The sequence below is a fragment of the Mesorhizobium sp. M0227 genome (genome assembly GCF_040321855.1).
Classification (GTDB): domain Bacteria; phylum Pseudomonadota; class Alphaproteobacteria; order Rhizobiales; family Rhizobiaceae; genus Mesorhizobium.
The window spans coordinates 1-11,824 of sequence record NZ_JAMYSJ010000053.1 but is presented as its reverse complement, the minus strand read 5'-3'; the positions used below and the strand labels follow the sequence as shown (position 1 = coordinate 11,824).

Annotated in this window: 9 protein-coding genes; 4 read left to right on the top strand and 5 right to left on the bottom strand. The window is 63.6% G+C overall.

Translation table 11 applies throughout. The features are described 5' to 3' along the window. Positions 1-101: 101 nt before the first annotated feature. From folD to NKJ00_RS31840, 3 genes are all read left to right on the top strand, one after another. Positions 102-1,001 carry a bifunctional methylenetetrahydrofolate dehydrogenase/methenyltetrahydrofolate cyclohydrolase FolD gene (folD, locus tag NKJ00_RS31850; RefSeq protein ID WP_352611478.1) on the top strand — a complete coding sequence of 300 codons (900 nt, stop codon included), beginning with the start codon at positions 102-104 and terminating at the stop codon, positions 999-1,001. 20 nt (positions 1,002-1,021) lie between these two features. Continuing rightward, positions 1,022-2,020: a GlxA family transcriptional regulator gene (locus NKJ00_RS31845; protein WP_032908654.1), complete on the top strand. Its 999-nt coding sequence runs from the start codon at positions 1,022-1,024 to the stop codon at positions 2,018-2,020. A gap of 373 nt (positions 2,021-2,393) precedes the next feature. After that, positions 2,394-4,058 carry a vWA domain-containing protein gene (locus tag NKJ00_RS31840; RefSeq protein ID WP_352632560.1) on the top strand — a complete coding sequence of 555 codons (1,665 nt, stop codon included), beginning with the start codon at positions 2,394-2,396 and terminating at the stop codon, positions 4,056-4,058. Positions 4,059-4,125: 67 nt separating this feature from the next. Here the strand turns inward: NKJ00_RS31840 and edd are convergent, their stop codons facing one another. The 3 genes from edd to zwf form a co-directional block, all read right to left on the bottom strand. After that, positions 4,126-5,949, bottom strand: a complete 1,824-nt coding sequence (gene edd, locus NKJ00_RS31835; RefSeq protein ID WP_352632558.1) for a phosphogluconate dehydratase — start codon at positions 5,947-5,949, stop codon at positions 4,126-4,128. A 73-nt stretch (positions 5,950-6,022) separates the two neighbouring features. Further along, positions 6,023-6,739, bottom strand: coding sequence for a 6-phosphogluconolactonase (gene pgl / locus NKJ00_RS31830; RefSeq protein WP_352632556.1), 717 nt, complete (start codon positions 6,737-6,739; stop codon positions 6,023-6,025). Next, the gene (gene zwf, locus NKJ00_RS31825; RefSeq protein ID WP_352632554.1) at positions 6,721-8,190 is read right to left on the bottom strand and encodes a glucose-6-phosphate dehydrogenase; all 1,470 of its coding nucleotides are present in this window, start codon (positions 8,188-8,190) and stop codon (positions 6,721-6,723) included. Before zwf ends, pgl begins: the two co-directional genes overlap by 19 nt. 314 nt (positions 8,191-8,504) lie before the next feature. On the opposite strand from zwf, the gene NKJ00_RS31820 reads away from it, so the two are divergent. Next, positions 8,505-9,251: an SDR family oxidoreductase gene (locus NKJ00_RS31820; RefSeq protein WP_352632552.1), complete on the top strand. Its 747-nt coding sequence runs from the start codon at positions 8,505-8,507 to the stop codon at positions 9,249-9,251. 91 nt (positions 9,252-9,342) lie between these two features. Here NKJ00_RS31820 and NKJ00_RS31815 read toward each other — a convergent pair whose 3' ends face one another. Together NKJ00_RS31815 and NKJ00_RS31810 are read right to left on the bottom strand one after the other, a co-directional pair. Further along, the gene (locus tag NKJ00_RS31815) at positions 9,343-10,182 is read right to left on the bottom strand and encodes an SH3 domain-containing protein (RefSeq protein WP_352632550.1); all 840 of its coding nucleotides are present in this window, start codon (positions 10,180-10,182) and stop codon (positions 9,343-9,345) included. 258 nt (positions 10,183-10,440) lie between these two features. Then, on the bottom strand, positions 10,441-11,727 hold the full coding sequence (locus NKJ00_RS31810) for an NAD(P)/FAD-dependent oxidoreductase (protein ID WP_352632548.1): 1,287 nt from the start codon (positions 11,725-11,727) through the stop codon (positions 10,441-10,443). Between the last annotated feature and the right edge of the window lie 97 nt (positions 11,728-11,824).

Sequence of the window (11,824 nt, the reverse complement as noted above, 5' to 3'; positions counted from 1 at the left end):
GATTGTTCTAATTTCCTTAAACCTCGCGCGTTGTTAAAGACCAAACTGGGGGCGTCTTCGCAACGCCACCCACTTGGGCATTCTGGTGTTGAGGGTAGTCCATGGCCGAAGTGATTGATGGCAAGAGCGTTGCCGGGGACGTTGTGGGGACGGTCAAGACCCTGACGGCTGAACTTGTCGCCAAGGGCAAGGCCAAGCCTGGTCTTGCAGTGGTCATCGTCGGCGAGGATCCCGCCAGCCAGGTCTATGTCGCGTCCAAGTCGCGCACCGCCAAGGAATGCGGCTTTCATTCCGTTCAGCACACGCTGCCGGCCGAAACCTCGGAACCGGCACTGCTGAAGATCATCGGCGACCTGAACGCCGATCCGGCCATCAATGGCATCCTCGTGCAGCTTCCGCTGCCGGCCCACATCGACGCCGGCAAGATCATCCAGACCATCGCGCCGGAAAAGGATGTCGACGGCTTCCATTTCATCAATGTCGGCAAGCTCGGCACCGGTGAACTCGAGACAGCCTTCGTGCCTTGCACGCCGGCCGGCTCGATGCTTCTGATCGAGCGGGTGCGCGGTAAGGATTTGTCCGGTCTCAACGCCGTCGTCGTCGGCCGCTCCAACATCGTCGGCAAGCCGATGGCCAACCTCCTGCTTGCCGCCAATTGCACCGTCACCATCGCCCATAGCCGCACCAGGGACCTGCCGGCACTTGCCCGCACCGCCGACATTCTTGTCGCGGCCGTCGGCAGGCCGGAGATGATCAGGGGTGATTGGGTCAAGCCAGGCGCCACCGTCATCGATGTCGGCATCAACCGCATTCCGGCGCCGGAAAAGGGCGAGGGCAAGTCCCGTCTCGTCGGCGATGTCGCCTATGCCGAAGCGGCCAAGGCCGCCGGCGCCATCACGCCGGTGCCTGGCGGTGTCGGGCCTATGACCATTGCCATGCTGATGGCCAATACGTTAGCCTCGGCCTACCTTGCGGCCGGATTGAAACGGCCGTCCTTCTGACCCGCCAGAAAGCCGCAGCTTTGCCGAACCCCAGTGTTCCCTCAGAACGGCCGGTCATCGCGGACCCCGTTCAAGGTGGCCGGCAGTTCGCATTCCTGCTGGTCGACAAGTTCTCCATGTTCTCGCTGGCTGCCGCGATCGATACGTTCCGGTCGGCGAACCGGTTGCTCGGCCGTGACTTCTACGGCTGGACGACGGTGTCGGCCGATGGCGATCCGGTGATGGCTTCCAACGGCCTGCCGCTCAAGATCGACTATGCCGTTGCCGACCTGCCGCCGGTCGATATCCTGTTCGTCTCGGTTGGGCTGACGACGGAATTCCCCGGCAAGAGCAAGGTGCTGGCGGCTTTGCGAAGCTGGGGCCGGCGCGGCAATGCGCTGGGTGCCCTGTCGGTCGGCTCCTATCTGCTGGCCGAGGCCGGCCAGCTCGAAGGCTATCGCTGCACCATCCATTGGGAAAACCGTGCCGGCTTCGTCGAACGCTTCCCCGACATCAACTGCACCGGCAACGTCTTCGAGATCGATCGCAAGCGCTACACCTGTGCCGGCGGCACCACTTCGATCGACCTGATGCTGGAGATCGTGCGCGGCGATTTCGGCTCGAACCTCGCCAATGGCGTCGCCAACCAGTTCCAGCACGAACGCATCCGCTCGGCCGGCGACCGTCAGCGCGTCGGGCCGGAACGCGACCTGACCGGCAAGTCGGAGAAGCTTAGGCGTATCGTCGAACTGATGGCCGACCACCTCGACGAGCCGCTGTCGGCGGTACAGCTGGCCAAATCCGCCGGCCTTTCGGTGCGCCAGGTCGAGCGCCTGTTCCTGCGCCATCTCAGCGTCACGCCCGGCCGTTATTACATGCGGTTGCGGCTGGAGCGGGCGCGCGAACTGCTGCGCCAGACCAACATGCCGATCCTCGACGTGGCGATCGCGACCGGCTTCACCTCGCATTCCTACTTCGCCCAGAGCTACCGGCTGCAATTCGGCAGGCCGCCCTCGGAAGAGCGCCGCACGACCTATTGAATTCCGCTTCCGCTGAAAAGTTCGGCATTCGGCCCGGCGCATCGGGCCAGGGCAGCGACTTCGGGTTAACGGGTTCCTTCGGTGCCTTCGCCGCGTAGGCTGACGGTGCATCAAACGAAAAACCCGCCTGTGCGGCGGGTCACTTGGCGCAAATCAGCACCATGGGCGAAAATGTATCATAGCTGAGGGCATAGAGTCAAGAAAAAATTCCTATCGCAAAAACTGCCGGCACTGCCGGCACCACCGAACTGGCTGTCGTCAGGTCCTTGTCAAGCTGGGTTCGGAGCCCTACGCACCGGGCGCCGGGACTTGTGTCCCGGCGCCGCGTCAAATAGCTTGCCGCCCGGATCAGGGGTGGATTTAGGAGATTTCGATGGCGGGACTTGCACGGAGTGTCGCGGCGGCGGTCCTCCTTTTGTCGATGACGACGTTCGGCTTCGCCGCAAACAAGGTCATCATCATTCTCGATGCGTCCGGCTCGATGTGGGCGCAGATCGACGGCAAGCCCAAGCTCGAAATCGCCCGCGAGTCGCTTCGAACCGTGCTTCAATCGGTCCCCACCGACGACGAGATCGGCTTCATGGCCTATGGCCATCGTGAAAAGGGCAGCTGCGACGACATCCAGCTGATCGTGCCGCCTCAGGCAGGTTCGGGCAGCGCCATTTCGGCCGCCGCCGACAGCCTGAAATTCCTCGGCAAGACGCCGCTGACGGCGGCGGTCAAACAGGCGGCCGAGGCGCTGAAATACACCGAGGACAAGGCGACCGTCGTGCTCATCACCGACGGGCTCGAAACATGCGGCGGCGACCCCTGCGCGCTTGGCAAGGAGCTCGAGGCATCCGGCGTCGACTTCACCGCCGATGTCGTCGGCTTCGGCCTCACCGCCGACGAGGGCAAGCAGATCGCCTGCCTCGCCGACAACACCGGCGGCAAATACATCCAGGCCTCCGACGAGAAGGCGCTGCAGGAGGCGCTTGCCGAGACCGTGGCGGCGCCGGTGCCGGAACCGGCACCCGCTCCGGCACCGGAGCCAGCGCCCGCACCGGAGCCGGCCAAACCGGACTTCAATTTCCAGCCGATAGCAGTGCTTGCCGAGGGCGGCGATCCCGTCACTGACGGCAACGCCTGGGAAATCTACAAGGCCAAACCCGACGGTACGCGCGGCGACTACGTCAGCACCGAATACGGTGCCTATAAGGCCAATCTGGAACCGGGCGACTATATCGTCGTGGCCAGTGACGGCCAGGCGAAAACCGAGCAGAAGGTCAAGATCGAGGCCGGCCAGGTCTACAAGCCGCTTTTCAACTTGAATGCCGGCACGCTCATCATCCACCCGCGACCGAACGCGGGGGCGGATGTCGTCGATGGCGCGGCTGTCGTCATCGATTATCCGGGTGCAGACATGCCCGCGACCTTTTATGGGACGACGAAAGCCGTGTTGCCGGCCGGCGACCAGAAGGTGACTGTCACGATCGGGCAGGGCGTGGCTACCGATACGATCCCGCTGGCTGCCGGCAAGACCGTGGAAAAGGACATGATTGCCGGTGTCGGCCATGTCGTTGCCAATGCTTACTATGCTGCCGGCGGCGACAAGGCGGACGGTTCAGGCATCGGCTTCAAGGTGCTCAAGGCAAAAAAGAAGATCGATGGAACCAGGGACGAGGTGACCTATGCCTACGGACCCGACAGCAAATTCGATCTGCCACCCGATGACTATGTGTTGATTGCGACGGTTGATCTCGCCGTCGTCGAGCAGCCGTTCACTGTCAAGGTGGGCGAATTTCAGGATCTGAAGGTCGCAATGAATGCCGGCGTGCTGGCGATCACCGCGCCCGGAGCCTCGAAGATCGAGATTTTCGAGGCCAAGAAGGACATCAACGGCAACCGCAAGTCGCTTGGCTATGCATTCGACCAGAAGTATCAGGCAGCGATCCCTGCGGGCGACTACGCCGTCGTCTCGGAGAAATCCGACAACAGTTCCAAAGAAGGCAACGTGACGGTCAAGGCCGGCGAGCGAGCCGAGCTAACCGTGCAATAGAATCGTATGCACAACCGCAAGAGGGCGGCCATGTGCCGCCCTTTTCGTGAACTACGCAGAACTGCCGTCAAGCCGTGCCGAAGGCGCTGGCGCCATGATCGGCGCGGCCGACCAGTTGTCGAAAGCCGGCAAACAGCTCGCGGCCGAAACCGAACTCGTTGCCGATGAGATCGGCATCCGCCGTCCGGCGCAAAGCGAAGTCGCCGGCCGGCACCAGCACTTCGAGTGTGCCGGCTTCGGCGTCGAGCCGGATGATGTCGCCTTCGTGGATCCTGGCGATAGGACCCTCCTCGACCGCTTCCGGCGTGACATGGATCGCCGCCGGCACCTTGCCGGAGGCTCCCGACATGCGCCCGTCGGTGACCAGCGCCACGCGCTGGCCGCGATCCTGCAGGATGCCGAGCACCGTGGTCAGCTTGTGCAGCTCCGGCATGCCATTGGCCTTCGGCCCCTGGAAGCGGATGACGGCAATGAAATCGCCGGTCAGCGTGCCTGCCTTGAACGCATCGTTCAGCCCTTGCTGGCTGTCGAAGACCCTGGCCGGTGCCTCGATGATACGCCGCTCCGGCTTCACCGCGGAAGTCTTGATGACGGCGTGGCCGAGATTGCCTGACAGCACCTTCAGACCGCCGGTCGCCTGGAATGCCTTGTTGAACGGCGCCAGCACCTTTTCGTCGCCGCTTGCCTTCGGCGAGGCCTCGCGCGCCACGCCTCCGTCGGCACCAAGCTTTGCCTCGACCGCATAGGGCCGCAGCCCTTCGCCCCACACCGTCTGCACATCCTCGTGCAGGATGCCTTCATCGAGCAGTTCGCGGATCAGGAAGCCGAGCCCGCCGGCCGCGTGGAAATGGTTCACGTCGGCGAGACCGTTTGGATAGACCCGCGCCAGTAGCGGCACCGCTTCCGACAGGTCGGAGATGTCCTGCCAGGTGATGGCTATGCCGGCCGCGGCCGCCATGGCGATCAGGTGGATGGTGTGGTTGGTCGAGCCGCCGGTGGCGTGCAGGCCGACGACGCCGTTGACGATCGAGCGCTCGTCGATCATCCGGCCGACAGGCGTATAGGCGTTGCCGAGCGCGGTGATCGCCAGCGCCCGCTTCGTCGCCTCGCGGGTCAACGCCTCGCGCAGCGGCGTGCCGGGGTTGACGAAGGAAGCGCCCGGCGTGTGCAGGCCCATGATCTCCATCAGCATCTGGTTGGAATTCGCCGTGCCGTAGAAGGTGCAAGTGCCCGGTCCATGATAGGATTTGGACTCGGCCTCCAGCAGTTCGGCACGTCCTGCCTTGCCCTCCGCGTAGAGCTGGCGGATCTTGGCCTTTTCGTCATTGGGCAGGCCTGATGTCATCGGTCCGGCCGGAATGAACACCGCCGGCAGATGGCCGAAGGTGAGCGCTGCGATGACCAGCCCCGGCACGATCTTGTCGCAGACGCCGAGATAGACCGCGGCGTCGAACATGTTGTGCGACAGGCCGATCGCTGCGGCCATGGCGATGACATCGCGCGAAAACAGCGACAGCTCCATGCCGGGCTGGCCTTGCGTGACCCCATCGCACATTGCCGGTACGCCGCCGGCCACCTGGGCGATGCCGCCGGCTTCGCGGGCCGCGTCCTTGATCAGCGCCGGGAAGGTCTCGAACGGCTGATGCGCCGACAGCATGTCGTTGTAGGAGGTGATGATGCCGAGGTTCGGCACCTTGTCGGCGCCAAGCGCGAGCTTTTCCGAGGGGCTGCACACCGCAAAGCCATGGGCGAGGTTGCCGCACGACAAAACGGCCCGGTTGGCAGTGCGGTTCGACGCCTCGGCGATGCGGCCGAGATAACGCTCGCGGCCTGGCTTTGAGCGCTGGCGGATGCGTTCGGTGATGGCTTCGATGTCGCGTCTGGCGGTCATGGCGGTCGGTCCTTTCAGGCGAGGTCCCGGAAACATCCTCCCGCCGTTTGCCGGGACCACAGTAAATCGGGAATCAGGGGGCCCAGAAAACCTCTAAGGGCTTATGCGCTGCGTCGAGCACGGCGCGGATTGGCTTTCGCGGTCCGGGCGCAACCGCGCCTTCGAAGGCGATACGCTTGTCCTCACCCTCTATGTGCAACGCGATGAAGCCGGCTTCGACGATGCGCGCCAGCGACAGGGTCAGCCGCGGCTCGCCCGCACTCGCCGCATGAACGGGCAGCACGATCCTGTCGGAAGACGGGTCGAGCAGCGTTGCCAGATCGTCGGCATCGGGAAAGAACGAGGCGGTGTGGCCGTCCGGCCCCATGCCGAGCACGACGACATCGAGCGGCCATGGCAAGGACCGGAGCGCTGCATCGTCGGACGAGGCCGCATCCTCGATGCTGATGGCTTCGTGATAGAGCGGCACGAAACGAGCCGCCTTGGCCGCGTTCTGCAACAGATTGGCGGCCACCAGCCCGGCATTGGAGCGTGGCGAGGAGGCCGGCACGAAACGCTCGTCGACCAGCGTCACGATCACCTTGTCCCAGGCGATGGGTATCGCTGAAAGGGCGGCGAAGAACTTTGCCGGCGTGTTGCCACCGGAGACGGCGAGCAACCCGGTGCCGCGCTCGGCGATCGCCTTGGTCAGTCTGCCTGCAGCATGACCGGCAAGGGCGGCCGCCAGTTCCTGGCGCCCGGCGAAGCCGTTCCAGCTATAGGCGGCGCTGTTCAATTGCTCTCGTGCCATGTCCGCCCGTCACGCTCGATCAGTGCTATCGAGGCCGATGGCCCCCAGGTGCCCGCCGTGTAGCCCTGCGCCTCCTGCCTGGCACTTTCCCAGGCATTCTGGATCGGGTCGATCCATTTCCACGCCGCCTCGACTTCGTCACGGCGCATGAACAGGGTCTGGTTGCCACGGACGACATCCATGATCAGCCGTTCGTAGGCGTCCGGGGCGCGGCCGTCGAAGGACTGCGCGAAACTCATGTCGAGCGAGATTTGGCGCAGCCGCATGCCGCCCGGGCCCGGATCCTTGATCATGATGAACTGCTTGACGCCTTCGTCAGGCTGCAGCCGGATGACAAGCTGGTTGGCGAAGATCGGTCCGGCGCTGTCGCCGAAGATCGAATGCGGGATCGGCTTGAATTCGATGACGATTTCCGAAACCCGCGTCGCCAGCCGCTTGCCGGTGCGGAGATAGAACGGAACGCCCGCCCAGCGCCAATTGCCGATCTCGGCCTTGATGGCGACGAAGGTTTCGGTGTTGCTGTCCTTGCCGAGTTCCTCGACATAGCCTTTCACCGCTCCGCCGGCCGAAGCCCCGGCGCGATACTGCCCGCGCACGGTGTGCTTCGGCGCCTCGTTGCCGTTGACGCGCTTCAGTGCCCGCAGCACCTTCAGCTTTTCGTCGCGCACGGCGTCGGCATCCATCGATGACGGCGCTTCCATGGCGACGAGGCACAGCAGCTGCAGCATATGGTTCTGCACCATGTCGCGCAGCGCGCCGGCCTTGTCGTAATAGGTGACGCGGTCCTCCAGGCCGACGGTCTCGGCCACGGTGATCTGGACATGGTCGATATGGGCTGAGTTCCACAACGGCTCGTAGAGCGCGTTGGCGAAGCGCAGCGCCATCAGGTTCTGCACCGTCTCCTTGCCGAGATAATGGTCGATGCGGAAGATCTGGCTTTCGTGGAAGTCGTCGCCGACCAGGTCGTTGAGCTTGCGTGCCGAATCGAGATCCCGGCCGATCGGCTTTTCCAGCACGATGCGCGAGTTCGGCGTGATCAGATTGTGCTCTTTCAGCTTGTGCGAGATGTCGCCGAACAGCGCCGGCGCCACCGCCAGGTAGAAGGCGCGGATGCGGTCGCTGTCGCCGATCGCCTTCTTGAGCTTGTCGAATCCGGCGCCGCTCGTCGCATCGGCGGAGACGTAGGACAGCCGCGCCAGAAAAGTCTTCAGTTCCTTGGCGTCGATGTCGGCCGGTTTGACGTGCTCGGAGATCGCCTGTTTGGCGAAGGCCTGGAATTCCTCATCGCTCATTTTCGAGCGCGACGTGCCGATGATGCGTGTCGGCTCCGAAAACTGATGGTCGCGCTGGCGATAATAGAGCGACGGCAGAAGCTTGCGTTCCGACAGATCGCCGGTGCCGCCGAAAATGATGAAGTCGAAAGGCTCGACGGGGATGATCTGGCTGGTCATGGTCTGTCCGCTTTGACGCCGGTCGCTGTGACGCGGCTGATATAATCTAATCGATTTAAATTTTCCAGTGCCATGGTGTCACATCTGGGTGTATGCGCCTGCCCCTTGACAGTCCGATGACCCGGAGGCTTGTCGAAGGCGCGGCTCCGGAAGCCTTCGCAGTTGCAGCATAGAGCGGGATCGACGCGAAAGCCAAAGGAGAAATCGGCGATGGACCCACATCTTTCGGCCAATCCAGTCAGGAGCCGTGGCTTTGCGCGGATGAGCGCCAATGACGTGCCCGTTGATGGTCACCAATAGTGAGCGGAAAAAACATGCGTCTGGAAAACAAGGTTGCGATCATCACCGGCGCTGCGTCGGGCTTTGGCGAGGGCATTGCCAGGCGTTTTGCGCAGGAGGGTGCCAGGGTCGTTGTCGCCGATCTCAACGCCAGGGGTGCGGAGCGCGTCGCTGGCGAAATCGGTGAAGCGGCGATCTGGACCCAGACGGATGTTTCGCTGCGCTCTGAATTCGACGAGATGGTCTATGCCGCGAAAAGCGCCTTCGGCCGCATCGACATCATGGTCAACAATGCCGGCTACACCCATCGCAACGGCGACATGCTCAATGTCGACGAGGAGACCTTCGACCTGATAACCGCCGTCAACATGAAGGCGATCTATCACGCGGCACTTGCCGTGGTGCCGATCATGGAGCGGCAGGGCGGCGGCGTCATCCTGACCACGGCCTCCACCGCGGGTCTGCGGCCGCGCCCCGGCCTCACCTGGTACAATGCGTCGAAAGGCTGGGCGATCACCGCCACCAAATCGATGGCGGTGGAACTGGCGCCGAAGAACATCCGCGTCAACTGCCTCTGCCCGGTTGCCGGCGAGACCGGCATGCTGGAGAAATTCATGGGCGCCGATACGCCCGAAATCCGCGAGAAGTTCCGCGCATCGATCCCGCTCGGCCGGCTTTCGACGCCGCTCGACATCGCCAATGCCGCACTCTGGCTGGCCTCGGACGAGGCCGCCTTCATCACCGGCGTGGCGCTGGAGGTCGATGGCGGCCGCTGCATCTGAAAGCCTGATGTATGTCGCTCGAAAGCGGCCCCGGTTTGGGAGAACGACATGCATCAGAACAACAGGCCTGCCTCACGCAGAGCGGGGTACGTCACGCGCCAGTCTTGATGTAACTCTTGTAGATCCAGCCGGTCTTGCCGTTGTAGGTGATCTGGCACCATTTCTTGCAGCTCATCACCTGCACCGAGGTTTTGGCTGGCACCGTACCGATGGCGGCGGCATTTTTCTTCGGGCCGCTTCGCATGGTCACGGCCCTCAGGATGCGCCCTGTTCCGGCGGCTGCGGCTTTCCTGGGCTTCGCCTTGGCTTGGCTGTCATCGCCTTCTGCCGCTGGCTCTTGAGCCGGCACTTGCGGCTGCACCTCGGGAATGGCGGCGGTTTGTGCGCCGTCGGGATGGTTGCCCGCGGCTGCGCTGGGCGCGGCTACCTTGGCAAGTTCGGTGGCGGCATCGGTATCGGCTGCCGGCTGTGCGAATGCCGCAGCTTGCTTATCCGCTGCCTGGCTGGGAGCAGTCGAATCGGAAGTGGCGGCGTCCTTCGGCTGCGAACCGGTCCAGCGCGGATCGTTGGCGGCGAGTGCGGGGATGTTGGCTTGCGCGGCCGCCACGGTTGTCGGAATAGCGTCGGACTTGCGCGCCTGCGGCACGGCTGCCGCGGCGACCGCGGCCCCAACCGGGGTTATTTTCGTCGTCTTCACCGGAACCGTTGGAATGGTCTGCTCGGGGCTCGCTGCCGCTTGTCTGTCGCTGGCCGGCAATGCCAGCCACAGCGCCACGGCGGCGACGCCAAGCAGCGCGGCAGTGCCGATCGCGGCGATCACCAGATGCGAGTTCGAACGGACTTCCTGCCAGAAGGAGGGCCGCATGTCGTATCCGAACTGCATGGCAAAGCGCCGACGTTCCGGCGTACCGAAACTGAAGGGCTCTCTCACTCTTGCCACCTCCATAAGCGGGCCGACGTTCTATCGGTCGGTGCCGGAAGTCCGGCGTCTGATCCGCATAGGTCAAAAAAACAACGCGGGCAGTCCCGCAACAATCCCCGAACAATCGCCCAGAACCGGCAGCTTTCGCCTGCGATTGTGGCATCAGTACGCCATTATAGGGGATTCTGCGCCTTTGCGGGAAATTGCGCAATGCGTCGCACGGGCAACAAATGTTACAATGAATATTACAATATTACATCAGGGCGGCTAGATCCTGTCCCGCAACGCAAACCAGTTGAGCGCCAGGAACAGCAGCGGCGTGCGGAAGCGCCGACCGCCGGGGAACGGCGGGATTTTCAGATCCTCGATCAGCTTCAGCCGGTCGCGGTTGCCGGCAACGGTTTCGGCATAGAGTTTACCGAAGTAGTTCGACAGCATGACGCCGTGGCCGGAATAGCCGCCGGCCGAGATCACATTGGGCATCACTTCGCGCACGAAAGGCTTTCTCGGCACCGTGATGCCGACATAGCCGCCCCAACCATGCGTGATCTCGACATCCCCGAGCGCCGGATAGAGTTCCGCGATCTGGCGGCGGATGTGAATGTGGATATCCTTCGGATCGTTGACGCCATAGACCTCGCGTCCGCCAAACAGCAGCCGTCCGTCCTTCGATCTGCGGAAATAGCGCACGACGAAGCGGGAATCGTCGACCGCCTCGCCGCCCTGCAAAACGTTCGAGTCCGCTCCCAAAGGCACGGTCGCACCGATGAACGAACCGATCGGCATGATGTGCGCCGCACTCACCGGCTCGAGCGTGCCGCCATAGGCGTTGACCGCGATCAGGCATTTCTGCGCCGTCAGCGTGCCTCTCGGTGTCGAAATCTTGACCTTGCCGCCACTCGAAATGATGCCGGTCGATGGCGTCCCCTCGAACAGCTGCGCGCCGGCAAGCGCTGCCACCCGCGCCGTGCCGATCACCAGCTTCATCGGATGGATGTGGCCGGTGCCGGTGTCGCGCGTGCCGCCGAAATAGGCGGTCGAGCCCAACCGCTCCGCCGTCTCCCTGGCATCCATGAACGAGATATGCGGGTAGGAAAAACGGCTCGCCATGATCTCGGCATGCGCCTTGTAGTCGTCGACATAGCGCGGCTTGTGCGCCACCGAGAGCTGGCCCGGCATATAGTCGATATCGATCTGGTTGGCGGCAGTGAATTCGAGGAGATGCGCCTTGGCCTCTTCGGCAAGATCAAACAGCGCCTTGGCGCGGGCCAAGCCATACTCGGCTTCCAGGTCCTCGGCCCAGGCGCGCTGGCCGGTGCCGAGCTGCCCGCCATTGCGACCGGAGGCGCCATCGCCGAAGCGGTAAGCGTCGATCAGCACGACATTGGTGCCTGCCTTGGCCAGGTGCGCCGCCGCCGACAGACCGGTAAAGCCGCCGCCGACGATGACGACATCGCATGCCCGGTCGCCATCCAGCGCCGGGTATTCAGGTCTCGGACCGGCTGTGTCCTCATACCAGGACCGGCCGGGGGAGATCGGGGATTGGTAGGGCATGATGCTCGCAGGGAGTAGGGGAGTAGGGGAGTAGGGGAGTAGGGGAGTACGGGTGTAGGAGACAACGTGAGATCTCGTGTCCGGTAGAAGGGTGGTC

Coding starts and splice junctions, on each gene's coding strand:
- folD (WP_352611478.1), top strand. CDS start 102: ATGGCCGAAGTGATTGATGGCAAGAGCGTTGCCGGGGACGTTGTGGGG.
- NKJ00_RS31840 (WP_352632560.1), top strand. CDS start 2,394: ATGGCGGGACTTGCACGGAGTGTCGCGGCGGCGGTCCTCCTTTTGTCG.
- edd (WP_352632558.1), bottom strand. CDS start 5,949: ATGACCGCCAGACGCGACATCGAAGCCATCACCGAACGCATCCGCCAG.
- pgl (WP_352632556.1), bottom strand. CDS start 6,739: ATGGCACGAGAGCAATTGAACAGCGCCGCCTATAGCTGGAACGGCTTC.
- zwf (WP_352632554.1), bottom strand. CDS start 8,190: ATGACCAGCCAGATCATCCCCGTCGAGCCTTTCGACTTCATCATTTTC.
- NKJ00_RS31820 (WP_352632552.1), top strand. CDS start 8,505: ATGCGTCTGGAAAACAAGGTTGCGATCATCACCGGCGCTGCGTCGGGC.
- NKJ00_RS31810 (WP_352632548.1), bottom strand. CDS start 11,727: ATGCCCTACCAATCCCCGATCTCCCCCGGCCGGTCCTGGTATGAGGAC.